Here is a 19304-nt window from a genome sequence, read left to right on the forward strand (position 1 = left end):
CAGCATGCCACAAACCCGGGAACGTCACTCGAGGGTCCGATCGAGCCAGGCGTCGTCGTGGGACGGCACGACCACGTCGGCGACCCGGGCCAGCCGGGCGAGGCTTTCGTAGTACTCGTCGAGGTTGGTGTGGATGCCGGGTGGGATCCAGTCCTCACACGTGGGGCCACGCCAGGAGGAGCCGTAGGTGACCGTGTCGGAGGCGAAGGCGTAGGTCGTCGTGTCCGTGCGGACGATCGTCGCCTGGGTGCCGGGTGTGTGTCCGGGGGTCAGCAGCAGCTCGCAGTCGCGGGAGATCCGGTAGTCGCCGTCGATGATCCGGATGTTGGGGATGTCCCGGGCGTAGGAGGGCAGCAACCGCTTGAGCACGCCGACGTCGAACAGCCGCTGGTGCACGGGGTACGGCGCCGCGGCGTAGGCCAGCTCGGCGCGCTGGAGGTAGATCTCGGCGTTCGGGAACAGGTCCTGGTCCAGCCCGAGGCAGTGGTCCCAGTGCAGGTGGGTCTGCACGACGACGTCGACGTCGTCCGGCGCCACGCCGTGCTTCTCCAGCCCCCGCAACGGGTTCTGCTCCGGGCTCTGCACCAGCTCGCGGCCGTGTCGCTCGCGGACCATCTCCGGCGTTCCGGGCCCCGTGTCGATGACGATCGTCGTGTCGTCACCCTTGACCAGCCACATGATCACCTGTGCGTGGATCTTCTCGCCGAACCCGGTGAAGTACTGCTGGCCGGATCGCTCGACCTCGGTGATGTGCCCGCAGTCGATCGGGATCAGTTGAGTCGCCATACGTCCCTCCTCAGACGTGTGCCAATGGTGAGCGGACACCGATCCGGACCGCGCGGTCGTGTCCGTCCTTGATCGCCTGCGGGAGGCCGCGCGGTGCCAGGCAGTCACCGGCGAGCCGCACCAGGGTGCCGCCGCCACCGTCGGGTGAAAGGCCCGCGGGCACGGCCGAACGGCGTGGCCCGGTGATCAGGACCTGCTCGACACCGTCCAACGGGAACACCCGCCGAAGCGGTCCGCTGTGGACCTCGAGGCTCTCGCCGGTCGCCTCCAGCCGGCTACCGGTGTAGGCCGGCGCATCGGCCCGTGCCAGGGCTCGGTGCACGGCGTCCGCGCTCGGCCGGTCGAGCCCGGCGCCCACGCGGTCGGCGGCGGTGACCACGGTCAGGTCTGCGCCGCTGTCGACGAGGTAGCCGATGAGGGTCGCGGCCACGTAGTCGACCATCTCGGACTCGACCAGCACGATTCGCTTGCCTCGCAACGGTTGCGCCAGCAGCGCCGACCAGTCGTCGCGGAACGCCAAGGGGTGTGGCCACGGTTCGCCGTGCCGCTCGTGCCGGTCGGGCCACGGTGAGCGCAGCGACGCCGCCCCGGTGGCGACGACAACGGCGTCCACCGAGCCAAGCTCGGTGACGTCGTGCACCGCCGTACCGAGGCGTACGTCGACCCCCAGTCGGTCCAACCGCGTGCGGTAGTGATCGAGCAGCCGCGCCGAGCCGATCTTGTTCGGGAACGCGCCCGCGGTCGCGAACATGCCACCCAGCCGGTCCGACTTCTCGTACAGGACAACGGAATGGCCTCGTTCGGCGGCCACGCACGCGGCCTCCAATCCGGCCGGGCCGGCACCGACGACGGCGACCCGCGACGGATCCGCCGGGGGGCGCTCGACCGACTCAAGACCGGTGGCGGGGTTGACCGCGCAGCGGATCTCGGCACTGAGATGCACCCGCCGCAGGCAGTAGTTCACCGCGATGCACGGCCGGATCGTCTCCTCCTCCCCCGCGGCGACCTTGTTGGGCAACTCGGGGTCGGCGATCAGCGCGCGCAGCATCCCGACCAGGTCGGCGTGCCCATCGGCGAGCACGCGCTCCGCGGCGGCGGGGGTGTGCAGGCGGCCGACGGCCAGGACCGGGACCGGGACGTGCGGTTTGATCGCACCGGCGTACCGCGCGTACTCGCCGAAGTCGGCCGCCGCGTTGGGCACCAGCCCGGCATAGGACTCGTGAGTGCCGTTGGACACCGACAGGTAGTCCACCTCGCCGGAGGACGTGAGTGCGGCACAGATCCGCACCATGTCGGACACCCCCAGCCCGCGTGGCAGGCGTTCGTCGGCGCTGACCCGCAGGCCGACCGGCACGTCGGGGCCGACCGCGGAGCGGACCGCCTCTATCACCTCGCGGGCGAACCGCATCCGGTTCACCAGGGATCCGCCGTGGCGGTCGGTGCGGTGGTTGGTCAGCGGCGAGAGGAACTGCTCGATCAGGTACCCGTGACCGCCATGGATCTCCACGCCGTCGAAGCCCGCCGCGACGAAGTTGGCGGCACCCTGGGCGAACGCGGTGACCAACTCGTCGACCTCGCCGAGGGTCATCGCGTGTGCGACCTCCTCCGAGCCGAGACCGCGCAGCTCCGACGGTGCCCACAGTGGACGTTCGGAGTAGACGCCGTTGGTAGCCTCGGCGCCACAGTGGTACACCTGGCCGAAGATGGCCGCACCCTGCTCGTGCACGGCCTGCGCGGCCGCGCGGTAGAGCTCGATCGACTCGCCCGAGTAGGGGGTCGTCATGTCGCCGTGCGGAAAGCTGGTCGGGTGCACCGGGCTCGCCTCGGTGATCATGAGCGCGGTGCCACCGGCCGCCCGCGCCGCGAGGTACGCGATCTCCCGGGGACCGGGTGAACGCGGCATGTCCAGGCCCTTGCGATGCGCCGTCATCACCATGCGGTTGCGGACCTCCAGGCCCCGCAGCCGCACCGGGCTCAGCAGTCGAGGGTACGAGTTCTCCGGCATCCGCTACCTCTCCTACCTCGGTTGTTACACCGTGAACAGAACGATTGCACTGCCAGAACAGCGAGTCAAGTGATCGTGTCGAGCACGGCCCTCGCGTACCCCCACGGGAGCGCGACCATCGACTGTGGACCGGAACCACCGGCGACCACGAGGTGGATCCGCTCCGCGCTCGGGGTGACCGGGATGGTGTCCCATCCGGACCACTCGGGCGGCCACTGTGGTTTCGCGTTGCGGCCGAGCAGGTCCGTCCGCCGGTTGCGGGCGAGTGACCACAGGCGCCGCTGACCGTCCACACGGGACCATCCGGCCCTGCGCAGGATCTCGGCGTGCTCGGGGTTGAGCAGTACGACGAGATCGCTCGGCAGGTAGGCGTTGTTGCTCGCCGGCGTCGCGCTGACGGCGGCGATCGAGGACAGCAGGGCATCCGGGGTGGCCGACATGTGGTCGAGCACGTTGCGTGGCGCCTCGCACTTGTGCACGAGCACGACCGACGCGTCCCGATCGCCGGTCGCCGTGACGTTGAGGGGCGGCAGGGGCCCGTCCGCGCGGTCGGCGAGGCAGTAGGAGAGCTGGGCGGACGAGCCGAACGCGGTCAGCGCGCCGAGGCCGGTCACGGCGCGGCTCACGTTCCGCAGTGCGAGGTTGACCGCTCGGCCCACCGCGAGGTTGGCACGCGCGCCCGGGCCGAGGCAGCCCCTGCCCGACTCCAGGCCGGCGGCACGGGCCAGAGGTCCGCTGAACACGAGCAGGTGACCGCTCGGATGCGAGGTGATCGCGCCGAGCGACAGGTTGTACGCCGGTGCCGCCATCGCCTCCAGCGCGGCGATGACGAGCCGGGTGGCCGCCGGGGTGGCACCGGCCATCTCGGCGGCGACCACCGCGTCGCGCGCGGTGAGCGCGATCCGGCTCGGCTCGAGCGCGGGGATGAGCACGTCGTCCCCGTCCCGGTCGAGCCGGTCGAGAACGCATGCCACCGCGGCGGGACGGGCGCCGCGAAGGGGAAGCCCGTCGCCGCACCGGCTCGCCGCGGCGAACCCGTCCACGTCGTCGTGCCGGATCTCCGTGTCCCGCCACAGCGTCCGGGTCGCGGGATAGGCGTCGGCGAACTCGGCGACGAGCGTGGCGGGATCGGCGGTGAGCCCGCGCAGCACGGCCGGCAGGTGCGCGGTCATCGCGTCGGCGAGCACGGCCGGGGCGTCGAGCCGGCTTACCGGCAGGGGCACGACCGGCATGCCGGGGCACCTCGCCGCGGCGAGGCTCGCCATCAGGTCCGCGGCCTGGGTGATGCCGATCGACACGGTCGGGATGCCGGCCCGCTCGGCCGCGGCCGCGAGCGCGATGGTCGGCTGCGTGACGCCGACGTCGCACAGCAGGAGCACGGCGTCGGACACGCCTTGCCGGCGCCAGTGGTCGACGATGTCGCAGGGGTCGCCGGCGGTGGGCTCGAGCAGGTCGACGGTGTCGGTCACGATCTCGACCTCGTCGCGCGGCGCCGCGAGGCCGCCGGTCAGCGGGGCGCGCAGCGCGGTCCAGTGGGTGTACGGCGGGGACAGCTTTCCGTTGTCGAAGACCAGAACTCTCCGCCGGCCGTTCGCGCGCCGGGCCGCCGGTCGAGGTAGGGACGGCTTCGCCGGCCGCGGGTCGATCCAGCCAACCCGATCGCCGGTCACAGTACGGCGATGGGGTTGACCGGCGACCCGGTTCCGCCGACCACGACCAGGGGTGCGACGGTCAGCATGAACTCGTGCCGGCCGGCCGCGCGGCAGGCGTCGGCGAGCGGCTCGAGCAGTGCGTTGTCGACCAGCGCGACGCCGTAGGAGTGGATGGCGGCGTGCACCGACCACGGGATGTCGTAGCCGTTGGGCCCGTAGTCGAGCATGTCCCACACCAGCATCGCGACGTCCCAGTCTCGCAGCGCCCGCAGGCACGAGGCGTGCAGCCCCGGCCGCTGCTCGGTGCCGGTGGCCGGGCGGCCCATGTCCGCGGGTGCGCGCGAGCCCCATGGCGAGTGCTCGCGCTCCCACCGGTCACGGCCGCAGTAGACGACCAGGGCGTCGCCGGGCTCCACCGCGCAACCCTGCTTCTCGACGATCTCGACGAGCTCGTCGCCGCCGACCGGCTCCTCATAGGACACGTACTCGGCGCCGCGATGGCCGGGCACGTCGACCAGGACGCCCTTCGTCACGATGCCGTCGCGCCAGTGCTCGATCCCACCCCAGCGCACGCCGCTCATCTCGATCATCTCGTCCGGGTCGCGCCCGTTCCACATGCCGTCGGGGCCCCACGTGTGGCACAGGGCGTCGAGGTGGGTCATGCCGGCGCCGTGGACGGTGGCGAACAGGACGTCCGCCGCGACACCGGCACCGGCGTGCCGGCCCCTGGGCCGCCGCTCCATGAAGTGGCCGACCGGCCGGACGTTGTTCGGTGCCGGGGTCACCGGCAGCGGGCGGCTCAGCGAGATCCGCTCGCCCGACGTGACCAGCGCCGCGGCCTGGCGGACCTTGTCCGGCACCACCAGGTTGACCGCGCCGACCTGGTCGTCCGGCCCCCACCGGCCCCAGTTCCGGCGCTCGTCGATCTGCCGCATGATCTCCTCGCGGGAGGGTGTGCGCACGCCAATCTCCTTCACGGACGCGGTCAGGGCAGGTAGTCGTTGGAGACCAGGTCCTCGAACCGGGGCGGGTCGGGCAGGCTGTCGGTCTCGTTCAGCACGGGAACCAGCGAGCTGATGTTCTTCTCGCGCACCTCCGGCGTGGCCGGCAACGTGGCGAGCTCCTCGGCCCAGGCGCCGTCGAACACCGGATCGGTGAGGTCCGGCAGCTCCTCGCGGACGAGGGGCTTCGCCTCGTCGGGCCGTTCGCTGATCAGCTCCAGCGCCCGCGACACCGCGCGGACGAACTTGCGTGCCGTCTCGGCGTTCTCCTCGAGCCAGGAGCTGGAGACGACGATCGAGGTCCAGGAGACGTCCGCCAGCTCCGGGGCCTTGGCCAAGGACAGACCCGGCACGGCGAACCCGTCCGCGACGGCCTTCTGGGCGACCGACGGTCCGAAGCACAGCGCGTCCGCGCTGCCGCTGCGCACCGCGGCGAGCAGCGCGCCCTGGTCGTTGAACGGCAGGATCTGCGGCCCGCTGGGGTCGACGCCGCGCGACTTGAGGAAGTACGTCAGCATGCTCGTGGTCGTGGAGCCCGCGATCGACGACGCGATGCGCGCGTCCGCGAGCGCCTCGATCTTGTCCTCGTCCGAGGAGGACTCGGTGATTCCCTTGGCACGCGCGAAATCGGAGCCGAACACGATCGACGTCGAGGCGCCGACGCTCAGGTTGCCGATGATCTTGACCGGCCGGCCCTGGCCGGCGGCCGTGACGGCGCCGGACGTACCCGGCAGGCCGATGTCGATGTTGCCGCCGAACACGCCGTTCAGGATCGTCGGCGCGCCGCCGATGGTCTGCAGGTCGATCTCCAGGCCCTCGTCGGCGAAGAAGCCCTTCCCCTGCGCGACGTAGATCGACGAGTAGGTGAAGTTGGTCGACCCCTGCGCGACGACCAGGCGGACGGGGCCGTCGCCGGCGGCCGGTTCGGCATCGCCGCAGGCGGTCAGGCACGCGACGAGCGTGCCAAGGCACAGCAGTGCTGTCTTACGGAGCATCGGTGATCCTCGGTTCTCGGCGGTGTGGCGCTATCGGCCGCGCTTCTTCCAGCGCAGGAGGTAGTGTTCGAGCAGCACGACGAGACCGTTGAGCGCGAGCGCGACGCACATCATCACGACGATCGACGCGAACACCCCCGCGGTGTCGAACTGGCCGGACGCTCGGATGAGCAGGTACCCCAACCCTCTGTTGGAGGAGATCATCTCCGCGGTGACGGCACCCACCAGTGCGTAGGGCACCGAGATCCGCAGTCCGGCGAACACCCAGGTGAGTGCCGAGGGCAGGATCACCTTGAGGTGCAGGTGCCGGCGGCGGGCACCGAGCACGCGGATCGTGTCGAGCAGGTCGGAATCGACGTCCTTGGCGCCGGAGTAGGTGTTGTAGAAGACGAGGAAGAACACCAGCATCGCGACGAACGCGACCTTCGAGCCGAGCCCGAGCCCGAACCACAGCATGAACAGCGGCACGAGCGCGAGGCGGGGAACCGCGTAGAGCGCGCTGATGAACGGGCTGAGCAGGTTTCCCAGGTAGGTCATCGTGCCGACGACGAAACCGACGGTCCCGCCGAGGATCGCGCCGATCAGGAAGCCCAGGAGCGTCTCCTGGAGGGTGACGCCGATGTTGGGCAGCAGGACGCCCTGGTCGATCCAGTTCAGCAGCGCCCGCCACATCTGCGAGGGCTTGCTGACGTAGTACTCGTCAAGCAGGGTCCACGGTTCGGTCCTCGGGTTGCCGACGAGGAACTGCCAGAAGCACAGGATCGCCAGGAGCATCGCGGCCCGACCGGCGTGCAGCTTGATCTTGTCGTTGCGCCGCCGCCGTTTCAGGCCCGCGATCCACGCGGGATCGACCATGGTGTCCTTTGTGGCCGACCGGGTCGAAGGGGACGCCTCGCGGTGCTCGGTCATGCTCATTCGACCTGTCCCTCCGGTACGGACTCACCCGACTCGACCGGCGCGGGCTCGATCAGCGCGGCCAGCCGGTCCATGATCTCGACGGTCTCGGGTGAGGTTCGTGCCTTTGTCAGCTCACGCGGGCGATCCAGGGTGATCTGCTCGACGTGCTTGACATGCCCCGGATTCGTGCCGAACACGACGACCCGGTCGGCGAGCAGGATCGCCTCCTCGATGTCGTGCGTGACGAACAGGACGGTCTTGTGGTCGCGTTCCCACAACGCGAGCAGCTGTGCCTGCAGCGAGACGCGCAGTTGGGCGTCGAGCGCGCCGAACGGCTCGTCCATCAGCAGCGTGTTCGGGTTGTAGACGAGGCTTCGGGCGAGCGCCACCCGCTTGCGCATGCCGCCGGAGAGCTCCGCCGGGTACCGGTCCTCGAACCCGGCGAGCCCGACCCGCTCCAGCACGTCGCGCACCATCGCACGCTGGGTCGACCGGCTGTGCGAGCCGCTGATCTCCAGCGGGATGCGCACGTTCGCGGTGACCGTCCGCCACGGCAGCAGGTTGTCCTTCTGGGTCATGTAGCCGACGTCGGTGTTCACCGAGGTGACCGGCACTCCCCGATAGCGCACCTCGCCACTCGTCGGCTCCATGAGGCCCGCCACCATGTTGAGCAGGGTCGACTTGCCGCATCCGCTCGGTCCGATGATCGACACGAAGCTGCCCGGCTCGACGCTCAGGTCCACGCCGTCGACCGCGGTGAACGCCTTCAGCTCCGGGGTGACGAACACCTTGCCGATGCCGTCGAACACGATGTCGGCGCCGTGATCCGTGGATCCGCCGGCCCGGTTCGAGTGCTGCGTGAGGCTCATCGTGGCTCCGACTCCCTGACGAGCTCGGGACTGTAGACGTCGTCGAAGGTCAGGTTCGCCGGCTTGTCCAAACTGGACTCCCACAGCGCGGCGGTCCGCTCGAACGGCTCCTGTTCGGGGACCATCCCACCGGTCAGCGCGGCAGCGGTCGCGCCGTAGGACACGTCGAACAACTCGTCGCCGAGGTCCGGGAAGGACTTGCGCACCGCCGCCTTCGCCGCCTCCGGGTCGTTCTCCAGCAGGTCGTAGGCACGCCACACCGCGCGCAGGAAGCGCAGGAGCGGCTCCCGGTTGGCGTCCAGGGCCAGCCGCGACGTGAGCAGGTCGATGTAGTAGGTGTCCGAGACCGACGGTACGTCACCGCGTGGGTAGCTGACCCACAGGCTCCCCTCGCCGTCCACGACCGGAACCCTCGTCGTCGGCAGGGAGAACGCGAACCCGTCGATCTGCCCCTCGCGCATCGCGGGCACGAGCGCGTTCGGCTCGGAGATGGCCACCAGGCGCACGTCGCTCGCGGCGAGCCCGAACTCGCGGAGGGTGGCCTCCAGCTGTACGCGGGCGAAGGAGCCCTCGGGCTGGGCGCCGATCGTGAGGCCGCGCAACGCTCGTACCCGGTCCTCGACCGGCGATTCGGGAGTGATTCCCTTGGCGCGCAACCGATCCACGGCCGCCTTGCCCAGAGTGAGCTCCAGCAGCGACTTCTTGACGATCGTGGCGATGCTGGTCACGTCGCGCTCCTGCGCGACCACGCCGTACACCCCGGTGCTGCCCGTCGCGGCGACCTGCCCTTGCCCGGTGACGACCGCCTGGGCGGTCTGGGCCGACGTACCGGCGTTGGGGACACGGTTGAAGTCGACGCCCTCCTCCTCGAAGTAACCCATGTTGATCGCGATGTAGATCGGGACGTAGGCAAGGGAGTCGGTGGACTGGACATAGTCGATCGAGATCCTGCCGTCCTCGCCCTCGGCGGCGATCTCCTTCGGCGCCGCGCACCCGCCGAGTGCTGCCAGCACCAGCAGCGCACTCGCGGCGGCCGTCAGGCGACGACGTCTCATAGGTCCTCCTGGGCCGAACAGCGACTGGAGCATCGGGCACGAATTGAACTGTGGATACACAGTGGCATTCGAATCTTCGAGTGTCAAGGTTCACTGTGGACGGTATGTCGATGCGTAAGTAGCTGCAGAACAACGGGAATCGATCGCGGCACGATCGGATGTCGCGCCCGACATGATTGAACTGTGAGTGAAGTCGATCAGCAGTCGCGGCCGGCGTGCTCGCCCTCCCAGATCGCGTTGAAGACGCGGCGTGGGGCGACGCAGTCGCCCGCGGCGAGGATTCGCCGGTCGCCGCCGGCGGTGAGCGTGCGCAGCAACAAGTCGCTGGCGCGGTGTCCCGTCGACAGCACAACCGTGTCCACCGGCTCCACGGCGGACAGCTCGTCGGTGTGGATGTCCCGCAACGTCACCACGTCGCCGTCGATCGCGGCGATCTCCACGTTCGGCCTGAACGTCACTCCGGCCCGCCGCAGCCGGGTGTACACACTGGACTGGTCGCGGGTCTCGGTGAGGTCCGGGCCGATCGCCGACAGGCGGGTCACCACCTGAACCTGGTGTCCGTGGGACACGAGGTACTCGGCCGCGACCAGGGGTGCACGCCCACCGGTGTCGTCGAAGACCAGGACGCTGCGCAGCACGGGCGCCCCGCGCAGCACATCCACGACGGCGTGCACGTTCTCCTGGTCGGCGCCCTTGACGACCGGATGACTCGGCGTCCACGCGTACGGGTGCAGCGAGCTCCAACCGGTCCTGATCGGCTCCGATCCCGTCGCCACGACGACGCTGTCGTACCCGCGCAGCGACTCCTCGGTGGCCTCGACGCCGAGCCGGAGCACGGCACCGGCCTTGGCGGCCTGGTCGACCAGCCAGTCGACGATGCCCACGTACTCACGCACCCCGTGCACCTCGCGCAGCAACGCGACCTGTCCCCCGGGCTCGGCCTCCCGCTCGAAGACGGTGACCTCGTGACCTCGTTGTGCCGCGGTCACGGCCGCCCGCAGGCCCGCGGGCCCCGCGCCGACCACGGCCACTCGCCTCGGCGTGGCGACCGGCACGACGGTGCCGGCGCCGAGCTCACGCTCACGCCCGACCGCCGGGTTGTGGATGCAGGCGAGCTTGGTCCGCATGACCGAGGCGAGGCACCAGTTCGCGCCGACGCACGGCCTGATGTCCTCGCCGCGGCCGGCGGCCGCCTTGTTGGCCCACTCCGGATCGGCGATGAGCTGGCGCGCCATGCACACCATGTCGGCGGTTCCCGAGGTCAAGATGTGCTCGCCCATCTCCGGTGTGAGGATCCGGCCGACGGCGCCGACCGGCAGCTCCGGCACGGCCCGCTTGATCTCGGCGGTGGCGGCGAGCTGGTAACCCGGTGCGGTCGGGGTGGCCGCGTACATCTTCATCCGGTTCAGGTAGGTGCCCTGGGTGACGGAGAGGTAGTCCAGCTGGCCGGTGTCGGCGAAGGCCCGGGCGATCGTGACCCACTCCGCGGTGCCGAGACCGTGCTCGAGGCCCTCGTCACCGCTGATCCGCATCCCCACGACGAAGTCGGCCGGCACCACCTCCTTGATGCCGTCCATGATCCGGCGGACGATGCGGGTCCGGTTCTCGAACGAGCCGCCGTATTCGTCGTCGCGGTGGTTGGTCGCCGGGGACAGGAACTGGCCGAGCAGGTACCCGTGGGTCACGCCGTGGATCTCGACGCCGTCCAGGCCGCCGGCGACCGCGTGCTCGGCGGAGAGCACGTAGTGCTCGACCATCTCGTCGATCTCGGCGACGGTCATGGCGTGCGGCATCTCGCGGTTGAGCGCGCACGGCACCGCGGACGGCGCCCACACCGGGCGGCGGCTGATCAGCCCGTGCGTCTGCCGGCCGCGGTGCCAGAGCTGCGCGAACACCAGGGTGTCGTACTCGTGCAGCGCGTCGGCCAGACGCCGGTAGTTCGGCACGATCGCGGGGTCGTAGGCGACCACCCGCGCGCCGTCGTAGGGCTGGGTCGTGGGGTGGACCGCGAGCGCCTCGGTGGTGATGACGCCGACGCCGCCCTTCGCCCGCTCCCGGTAGTAGTCGATGTGTCGTTCGGAGAAGTTGTCGTTCTCCACCAGATGTGTGCTGTGACCGGTCATCCAGACCCGGTTCCGCGCCGTCCTGCTGCCAATCCGCTGCGGACTGAACAACGTGGGGTACGGGGAGGCGCCATCAGCCATGATCGCGTCGTCCTTTCGCCGGCGTGTACACCAGCGCGTCTACACTGACAGTGGACAGACTGACCTACGCGTGGCCACGCAGTCAATAGTCCGATGTGGGCGGATGTACTCCGAATCATTGGCAGAGAGGCATTTTTTCGCCACCGGAGTCTTGACGGTTCGGAGACGGACAGTATTCTTGCACTGAGAGTACAACGAACCGAGGAGGTCGACCCTGGACGCGAACGAGCTCGGCGAGGTGATCAGGAAGCGCCGGCAAGCGCAGAAGATGACCCTGGCGCAGCTGGCCGAGCGGGCGAACGTCTCGGTGAGCTACGTGAGCCAGGTCGAGCGCGGCGTGGCCAACCCGACCCTGTCGAGCCTCAAGGCCCTGTCCGAGGCGCTCGGCTTCACCATCGGCTCGCTGCTCGACGGCGGCTCCGCCGAACACGAGGACGACGCCGACGGGGTCGCCGTCCTGCGGGGTGGCAACCGGCGCCGGGTGGTGTACCCGGGCTCGGGCATCGCCAACGAGCTCCTCTCGCCCGATCTCCAACGGCAGATGGAGATCATCTGGGTCGAGGCACCGCCCGGCCGGGGCAGCGGCGGACATCCGCACCAGCACGAGGGGGAGGAGTGCGGCGTGGTCATCTCCGGCCGCATGCGGTTCTGGGTGGCCGAGCGCGAATGGGTCCTGGAGCCACGCGACGCCATCTACTTCCCCAGCAAGCTGCCGCACCGTTGGGAGAGCATCGGCGACGGCGACCTCGTCGCCATCTGGATCATCACGCCGCCGACGTTCTGAGCGTGCCGCACGGCGGGCCGATCACCGCGAAAGCAGGTTTCTCGATGTCGATCAACGGTGCGGACCTGGTGCGCCTGCTGGCCGCCCCGAGTTGCGTCGCCGTGGTGGGCGCGTCAGATGACTCCCGAAAGCCCGCGGCGCGCCCCATCTCCTACCTCAGGCGTCATGGCTTTCGCGGCCGGGTCGTCCCGGTCAGCTCCCGGCGGGCCGAGGTCGGTGGCGTCCCCGCGGTCCGCAGCCTCACGGAGCTGCCCCACGGTTCGGTGGACGTCGCGATGATCGTGCTGCCCGCCTCGCTCGTGCCGGCCGCCCTCGAGGACGCGGCCGCGGCCGGCGTCGCCGCCGCCGTCGTCATCAGCAGCGGGTTCGAAGTCCATACGGGAGACAACCGCCGCCGGCTCGACGAGGCCGTCGACCCGGCCCGCACGCGGGTCATCGGCCCGAACTGCGTCGGCACGCTCGCCGTGCGCACCGCCGCCTACCTCACCTTCTCCAGCGTCCTGCTGGACGCGGCGCCACAGCCCGGCCGGGTCGGCCTGGTCACCCAGAGCGGAGCGCTCGGCAACAGCCTGCTGCAGACCCTGATGCACCGCCACGTCGGCATCAGCCAGTGGATCAGTACCGGCAACGAGGCGGACGTCGGCGCGCTGGAGCTGGTGACCGGACTGCTCGGCCAGCCCGACATCGACGCGGTCGGGCTCTTCCTGGAGGGCATCACCGACCGGCGCTGGTTGCCCGCGCTGGAGAACGCGTTGCGGGACACGGGCAAGCAGCTGTTCGTGCTGAAGGCGGCCAACAGCACCGCCGGGCGGCAGGCCGCGGCCGGGCACACCGGACGGGTGGTCGGATCCGCACAGGTGGCCCGGGCCATCCTCGCCGAGATCGGCGCCTACGAGGTACCCGACCTCGGCGCCCTCGCGGACGCGTTGGCGGTCAACGACATTCGCCGCCAGCTGCCCCTGTACACCACTCCGCGGGTCTGCGTCGTGTCCGTGTCGGGCGCCGCGGCGGTCATCGCCGCGGACCGGATCAACCAGCATCCCCAGCTCCAACTGGCCACAGTGGACTCGTCGGACACGGGCCTGCTCGCCGGCCGGCTCGATCCGCGGCTGGCGCCGACGAACCCCGTCGACGTGCCGTTCCTCGACGAGACCGGCGTGTTCGTCGACACCATCGACTCCTACGCCGTGCCGGAGATCAGCGACCTCGTGGTCGCCATCGAGTCCGGCCTCGCACACGACCGTGCGATCCTCGCGAGCCGGCTCGCCGACGGTGATGCCAAGGTGCCGGTCGTGCTGACCTCACTGTCCGAGGCTGACCCCGTCGGTGAGCCGGCGGCCGCCACGCTGGCCGCGGCCGGCGTGGCCTACCTGCCGACCGTCGAGCGTGCCGTCGACGCGCTGTCGCTGCGGCCCGGCGCGGTCCCCGCCACGTCCGTGGAACCGGACGGGCACGCGCACGGCCTGGAATGGGTCGCGGCCCGCATGCCGGCGGACTTCCCGCTCGCGAGCTGGCGGCTCGTCGCCGACGAGCACGCGGCCCGGCTGGCCGGGGACGACCTCGGCTTCCCGCTCGTGATGAAGGCCGCTGGCCGCACGATCGAGCACCGCAGCGAGCTCGGCGCGGTTCGCGTCGTTCGGGATTCCGCAGCGCTGGGTGAGGCTTTCGCCGCGATCCGGGCCGTGTGCGACGCCCACGGCGACGCCGTCGTGGCCCAGCGGTGGGCGCCTGGCGGGTTCGAGCTCATGGTGTCCGCCATCCGCGACCCGGAGTTCGGGCCGGTCGCCCTGGTCCGGCCCGGCGGTGTGCTCGCCGAGCACCTCGTCGGCCAGGCCGCGCTGTGGGGTGGGTGGGATGCGCGACGCCGGCTCGCCGTGCTGCGCCACTCCACCATCGGCGAGCTCCTCGACGGCTACCGCGGCGGACCCGTGTACGACGTCGAGGCACTGAACGAGCTCGTCTCCACCGCACTGCACGCGGTCGACACCGAGCTGTCCTTTCTCGAGATCAACCCCACGATCGTCGGCGAGTCGGGCGTCGTCGTCGTGGACGCGTTGGCCCGCCCCTGACCCCGGCCCCGGCACAGAACAAGGACGCGATCGCATGACAGCACTCGACTACGCACCGGACATCACCGACGAGAACTTCGCCGAGGTGTACGCGCTGGACGGCCGGCCCCTCCGCATCGAGCCGTACAACACCGAGGCGTCGATCGATGTGCTCCGCCACTACGCCCACGGGATCGGCGACGACAACCCGTTGTTCTCCGATCCCGACCACGGGGCACGGAGTCCGTTCGGGACGAACATCGCGCCCCCGACGTTCCTCTACTCGGTCTTCGACGGGGCGATCGGCGCCGGCCTGCCCGGCGTTCAACCGATCTACGCCGGTACCGAGTGGACGTTCTACCGAAGCGTCCGGCGCGGCGAGGCGATCGTCCCGGTCGGACACTTCGGCCCGGCGCGGCGCCTGTCCGGTTCCCGGGCACGGGACATGGTCATCCAGACCGCGGACACCAGCTACCTGGTGGACGGCGTGCCGGTCGCCCGGGCCCTCGCCAGCACGTTCCGCGTACCTCGCAGGGGAGCAAAGGACGGCCTCGCCTACGAGCCTCGGGCCGAGTACCGCTACACCGCCGAGGAGATCGAGCGGATCCGCTTCGACGCGTGCCACGAGTTCCGCCGCGGTGCCACTCCGCTGGACTTCGCTTCGCTGCGCGTCGGAGCCGAGGTGCCCGCGGTGGTCAAGGGCCCCATCGACCAGATCACGATGACCGCCTACTACGCCGGCTGCATCGGCTCGCCCGGGTACAAGGCGTGCGAACTGGCGTGGAAGTACCGCGACTTCGCCGAGAACGAGCCACTCCGGCTGCCGAGCAACTACGACCCGAGCTACTTCGCCGAGACGGTCCTGCCCAGCCTCGGCCACCAGAACCCCTCCGTGGCCAAGGAGATCGGGATGCCGGGCGCCTACGACAACGGTCCTCAGCGGTGCGGCTGGTTCGCCCACGCGGTGACGAACTGGATGGGTGACTCCGCCCTGTTGCACACGCTGTCGGTCCGGCTGCGCCGGCCGGACATCTTCGGCGACACCCTGTGGATCGGGGGAACGGTGCGAGGGCTGCGCAAGGCAGGCGACTACGGCTTGGTCGACCTCGACCTGACCGCGGTCAACCAGCTCGACGACGGGGTGGCCACCGGGACGGCCACGGTCGTCGTCCGACTCGACGCGAGCCCGGAGCCGATCGCCCTGGAACCGGGCACGGTGCTCTGAGCGCCATGTGGCCTCGCATGATCACGGTCGAGTCCACCGGTCGGCCGACGGGCCCGGCGCTCACCTACCGGCGCCTCGACGGCGACCCGCGGTTCGACTACCTGACCCTCGACCCGAGCGAGGCGCGGCAGGCCGGCGATGACGCGGTGGTCCGGCGCTTCCGGCGATGCCGTGTCGTGGGTTCCCCGGCGCCGTCACCCGCTGGCCTGCTGCACGTCCTGCTGCCGGTCCCACCGGGCGCGGAGGACGAGTGGAACACCTGGTACGACACCGTCCACCTACCGGGCGTGGTCGCGATCGCCGACGGGGTGCGAGCCGGCCACCGCTTCCGCCCGGCCGACCCCGACCAGCCGTACCTCGTCATCTACGAGTTCGCCACGCTCGAGGCACTGGAGGCATGGCAGCGAGGGACCACGGTCCGGGCGAAGAAGGACGAGTACTTCCAACAGTGGGGAGTGCGCAACAACCGCCGCGCCTTCGCGCTCGTCAGCTGACGATCTGGGGATGCGGGCGTCGGTCCATGCGCGGTCGAGGATCTCGTCCACCGTTTGCTCCGGGGTCTGGTGGGACGTGTCGAGCCAGAGCCAGAGCCAGAGGCGGGGCGTGTCGTTCCGCAGGCCGTCGTCGAGCCGGCCGAGGGTCCAGTCGCCGTAGTGGTTCCTCGCTCGCGCGGCCTCCCGGGCGGCGACCGCCTCGGCCCGTGGGCCAGCACCACGACCAGCAGCGGGCGCCGGCGGATCAACCGGACCAGCTCGGTGAGGTTGCCCGCCGCCTGGATTCCGGTGATCAGGACGATGGCTTACCGCGGTGCTGAGGTCATCGGCGTGTCCCGGTCAACCGGCGGCCGGGCGCGACGCCGGGTCGTCGAGGTCCGGGTGCGGGAGCACGGCGTCGGCGGCCTGGGTCGGGGTGGTGTCCGGGTAGAGCACGCGCAGCAGGAGAATCGCCGCCGCGCCGCCGACCAGCTGGGCGAGGACGAAGGCCGGCGCCGAGGACGGGGCGATGCCGGCGAAGGTGTCGCTGAACATCCGGCCGATGGTGATCGCGGGGTTGGCGAAGCTGGTCGACGAGGTGAACCAGTAGGCGGCGCCGATGTAGGCGCCGACCGCGGCCGGGGCCCGCTCGACGCGACCGGTGCGCACGAGCGCGAAGATCACCAGGACCAGCCCGAGGGTCGCCACGACCTCGGCCAGCCCGTGTGCCACGCTCGCCCGCTGGGTGGTGCTGATGCTGACCGGATCGAGCTCGAACATCACGTTGGCCAGGACCGCGCCCGCGGCGCACCCCGCGATCTGGGCCGGCACGTAGGCCAGCACCTCTCGCCACGACATCCCGCCCAGCGCGGCGTCCACCAGCGACACCACCGGGTTGAAGTGCCCGCCGCTGACCGGGCCGAACACGAGGATGAGCGCGAAGAGGCCGACGGCGGTCGCCGCGGCGTTCTCCAGGAGTTGCAGGCCGACGTCGTCGGGCGAGAGACGTTGCGCGGCGATACCGGAGCCGATCACCAGCGCCGCCAGCAGCAGGCTGCCCAGGAACTCGGCGAACACCTTGCGGCTCGTTCCGCGCATGCGTGCTCCTTTGTGGACGAGCCGTGCGAAGGTCTGATGGGCACCGTGCTGGTCGCGGTCGGGGCTAGTCTCGGGGCTAGTCACAGTCGGGGCGGGGCGCGGTGTCGTCCCGGAACGGGCCGCCGGGCTGGAGCAGTTCGGACATGAGGTCCAGGGGCTCGGGCCGGACGCGGTACCAGCTCCAGGTTCCGCGCCGCTCGCGGGCGAGCAGGCCCGCCTGGACGAGGATCTTCAGGTGGTGCGACAGCGACGACTGGGGCATGTCGAACTCGTCGGCGAGGTCGCAGAAGCAGGCCTCGCCGGTCGGAGCCTGCCGAACCAGCGCGAGCAGCCTCACCCGGATGGGGTCGGACAGAGCCTTGAACAGGGGCGCCGCGCCGGTGATGTCGTCCGGGCGTAGCGAGCTGTCCTCGCTGGGCGGCGTGGCCAGCGCTACCACCCCGTTCCCACGCTCGTGTCCGACTGCTCCCCCGATCATGATGGCATGATGCTCAGCCAGTATGAACGTCCGGTGAACGCTCGCTCGGCGTGGCTTGAGCGGGCACGGTACGGGTCGGGTCGCCGGCGGGACCAGTGGCTGTGTCGGCGGCTGGGGGCACGGTGAACTGGTAGCCGAGACCTCGCACCACCTTGACCCACTTCGGGTTGTGCTCCTCGTCGCCGAGGCGCTTGCGCAGCCGCATGATGTGCACGGTGAGGCTGTTGCTCCGCACGCCCAGCTTGTCGCCCCAGACCGCGCGGTTGAGCTCCGCGCGGGTCAGCACCGCACCCAGCCGCTCGGCGAAGTAGCGGAGCAGGACGAACTCCTGTGGCGGGAGCGCCACGACGCGTCCGTCCAGCCAGAACTGCGGCACGGCGCCGTCGACTCGCAGCCGGCCGAGGTCGATCACCATGGGCCGCAGCTCGACCGCGTCGGGTCGCGGCGCGAACGACCGGAGCAGCCCGAGCAACTCGCGCGCCTGGTACGGGCGCCGCACGACCGCGGTGGCGCCGAGCTCGGCCGCTTGGGCGGCGAGGTCACCGGCCCCGGCTCCGGCGCCGACGATGATCGGCAGCTCGTGGTCGAGCTCGCGGATGATGGCGAGGAAGTCCGCCGCGCCGAGCCTGCCCGACGCGGGGCCGAGCAGCACGACGTCCGGGCACGTGCGGCCGACCTGCAGCAGCGCGACGGCCGGGTCCGTGCACTGCCGTACCTCGACCGGTTGCCCGACGAACGCGTCGGTGAGCTCCCGGGCGATGTCGCTGTCGTGCTCGACAAGCAGTACCGCGAGCCGGTCGGGAACCCGCGTGCTGGCCGAGACACAGGCCCGGTGTCGCGTGTGGAACTGGGTGTTGTCCGACTCCCAGCCTTCGGTGACCGACCCCGACATGGCGGGCTCAGCCGAACCGGCCGGTGATGTAGGCCTCGGTCCGCCGGTCGGAGGGGTTGGCGAAGATGTGCTCGGTGGTGTCGAACTCGACGAGCTGGCCGGTGCGGTTGCCCCGCTCGTCGGCCTCGGCGGTGAAGAACGCGGTCCGCTGGGAGATCCGGGCGGCCTGCTGCATGTTGTGGGTGACGATGATGATCGTGAACCTGGTCGCCAGGTCGTTCATCAGGTCCTCGATCTTGGCCGTGGCGATCGGGTCGAGCGCGGAGCACGGCTCGTCCATGAGGATCACCTCCGGCGAGGTGGCGATGGCGCGGGCGATGCACAGCCGCTGCTGCTGGCCGCCGGACAGGCCGTAGGCGTTCTGCCTGAGCTTGTCCTTGACCTCGTCCCACAGCGCGGCGGCGCGCAGTGCCTGCTCCACGGCGTCGTCCATGCTGCCGCGGCTCTTGCCGGCCGGCATGCCGGTTACGCGGGGGCCGTAGGCGACGTTGTCGTAGATGGACTTGGGGAACGGGTTGGGCTTCTGGAACACCATGCCGATGCGGCGGCGCAGCTCGATCACGTCGACGGCGGGGTGGTGGATGTCCGTGCCGTGGTAGGCGATGCGGCCGTGCACCGTGGCAGTCGGGATGAGGTCGTTCATCCGGTTCAGGCAACGCAGCACGGTGGACTTGCCGCAGCCGGACGGGCCGATCAGCGCGGTGATCTCCTTGCTGCCGAAGGCGAGGTTCACGCCGCTGACGGCGAGGAAGACGCCGTAGCTGACGCCGAGGTCGTTCACGGTGATCACGCCGTCCGGCTCGGTGCTGGGGACCGCGGGTGCCCGGTGATGCGCGATCTCC

Annotated in this window: 17 protein-coding genes; 4 read left to right on the forward strand and 13 right to left on the reverse strand. The window is 70.6% G+C overall.

What is annotated here, in order from left to right; translation table 11 throughout:
- Positions 1–24: 24 nt before the first annotated feature.
- The 9 genes from ACRDTB_RS07145 to ACRDTB_RS07185 form a co-directional block, all read right to left on the reverse strand.
- The gene (locus ACRDTB_RS07145; RefSeq protein WP_431429178.1) at positions 25–786 is read right to left on the reverse strand and encodes an N-acyl homoserine lactonase family protein; all 762 of its coding nucleotides are present in this window, start codon (positions 784–786) and stop codon (positions 25–27) included.
- 10 nt (positions 787–796) lie between these two features.
- Positions 797–2791, reverse strand: coding sequence for an FAD-dependent oxidoreductase (locus ACRDTB_RS07150; RefSeq protein ID WP_431429179.1), 1995 nt, complete (start codon positions 2789–2791; stop codon positions 797–799).
- 65 nt (positions 2792–2856) lie between these two features.
- Positions 2857–4461: a hypothetical protein gene (locus tag ACRDTB_RS07155; protein WP_431429180.1), complete on the reverse strand. Its 1605-nt coding sequence runs from the start codon at positions 4459–4461 to the stop codon at positions 2857–2859.
- Positions 4458–5405 (reverse strand): cyclase family protein, encoded by a 948-nt coding sequence (locus ACRDTB_RS07160; protein WP_431429181.1) that lies wholly within the window; start codon positions 5403–5405, stop codon positions 4458–4460. Before ACRDTB_RS07160 ends, ACRDTB_RS07155 begins: the two co-directional genes overlap by 4 nt.
- A 23-nt stretch (positions 5406–5428) precedes the next feature.
- Complete coding sequence (locus tag ACRDTB_RS07165) at positions 5429–6439, reverse strand: ABC transporter substrate-binding protein (protein WP_431429182.1); 1011 nt, start codon at positions 6437–6439, stop codon at positions 5429–5431.
- A gap of 30 nt (positions 6440–6469) precedes the next feature.
- Positions 6470–7354 carry an ABC transporter permease gene (locus ACRDTB_RS07170; RefSeq protein ID WP_431429183.1) on the reverse strand — a complete coding sequence of 295 codons (885 nt, stop codon included), beginning with the start codon at positions 7352–7354 and terminating at the stop codon, positions 6470–6472.
- Positions 7351–8205, reverse strand: coding sequence for an ABC transporter ATP-binding protein (locus ACRDTB_RS07175; RefSeq protein WP_431429184.1), 855 nt, complete (start codon positions 8203–8205; stop codon positions 7351–7353). The genes ACRDTB_RS07170 and ACRDTB_RS07175 overlap by 4 nt, the downstream gene beginning before the upstream one ends.
- Entirely contained in the window at positions 8202–9260 is a 1059-nt protein-coding gene (locus ACRDTB_RS07180; protein ID WP_431429185.1) for an ABC transporter substrate-binding protein, read from the reverse strand. Before ACRDTB_RS07180 ends, ACRDTB_RS07175 begins: the two co-directional genes overlap by 4 nt.
- A gap of 197 nt (positions 9261–9457) precedes the next feature.
- On the reverse strand, positions 9458–11464 hold the full coding sequence (locus tag ACRDTB_RS07185; protein WP_431429186.1) for an FAD-dependent oxidoreductase: 2007 nt from the start codon (positions 11462–11464) through the stop codon (positions 9458–9460).
- Positions 11465–11702: 238 nt separating this feature from the next.
- Between ACRDTB_RS07185 and ACRDTB_RS07190 the strand changes: the two genes are divergently transcribed.
- The 4 genes from ACRDTB_RS07190 to ACRDTB_RS07205 are packed head-to-tail and all read left to right on the forward strand — an operon-like array spanning position 11703 to position 16015.
- Positions 11703–12248: a helix-turn-helix domain-containing protein gene (locus ACRDTB_RS07190; protein ID WP_431429187.1), complete on the forward strand. Its 546-nt coding sequence runs from the start codon at positions 11703–11705 to the stop codon at positions 12246–12248.
- A gap of 44 nt (positions 12249–12292) precedes the next feature.
- Positions 12293–14317 (forward strand): acetate--CoA ligase family protein, encoded by a 2025-nt coding sequence (locus ACRDTB_RS07195; RefSeq protein ID WP_431429188.1) that lies wholly within the window; start codon positions 12293–12295, stop codon positions 14315–14317.
- 34 nt (positions 14318–14351) lie between these two features.
- On the forward strand, positions 14352–15521 hold the full coding sequence (locus ACRDTB_RS07200; protein ID WP_431429189.1) for an FAS1-like dehydratase domain-containing protein: 1170 nt from the start codon (positions 14352–14354) through the stop codon (positions 15519–15521).
- A gap of 17 nt (positions 15522–15538) precedes the next feature.
- Positions 15539–16015 carry a hypothetical protein gene (locus ACRDTB_RS07205; RefSeq protein WP_431429190.1) on the forward strand — a complete coding sequence of 159 codons (477 nt, stop codon included), beginning with the start codon at positions 15539–15541 and terminating at the stop codon, positions 16013–16015.
- A 339-nt stretch (positions 16016–16354) separates the two neighbouring features.
- On the opposite strand, the gene ACRDTB_RS07210 is transcribed toward ACRDTB_RS07205, so the two are convergent.
- From ACRDTB_RS07210 to pstB, 4 genes are all read right to left on the reverse strand, one after another.
- Positions 16355–17092: an MIP/aquaporin family protein gene (locus tag ACRDTB_RS07210; RefSeq protein ID WP_431429191.1), complete on the reverse strand. Its 738-nt coding sequence runs from the start codon at positions 17090–17092 to the stop codon at positions 16355–16357.
- 76 nt (positions 17093–17168) lie between these two features.
- Positions 17169–17570, reverse strand: a complete 402-nt coding sequence (locus tag ACRDTB_RS07215; protein ID WP_431429192.1) for an ArsR/SmtB family transcription factor — start codon at positions 17568–17570, stop codon at positions 17169–17171.
- A 13-nt stretch (positions 17571–17583) separates the two neighbouring features.
- Complete coding sequence (locus ACRDTB_RS07220; RefSeq protein ID WP_431429193.1) at positions 17584–18462, reverse strand: response regulator transcription factor; 879 nt, start codon at positions 18460–18462, stop codon at positions 17584–17586.
- 7 nt (positions 18463–18469) lie between these two features.
- Positions 18470–19252 (reverse strand): phosphate ABC transporter ATP-binding protein PstB, encoded by a 783-nt coding sequence (gene pstB / locus ACRDTB_RS07225; protein WP_431429254.1) that lies wholly within the window; start codon positions 19250–19252, stop codon positions 18470–18472.
- Between the last annotated feature and the right edge of the window lie 52 nt (positions 19253–19304).

This window comes from Actinophytocola sp. (assembly GCF_050699935.1).
GTDB lineage: Bacteria > Actinomycetota > Actinomycetes > Mycobacteriales > Pseudonocardiaceae > Actinophytocola.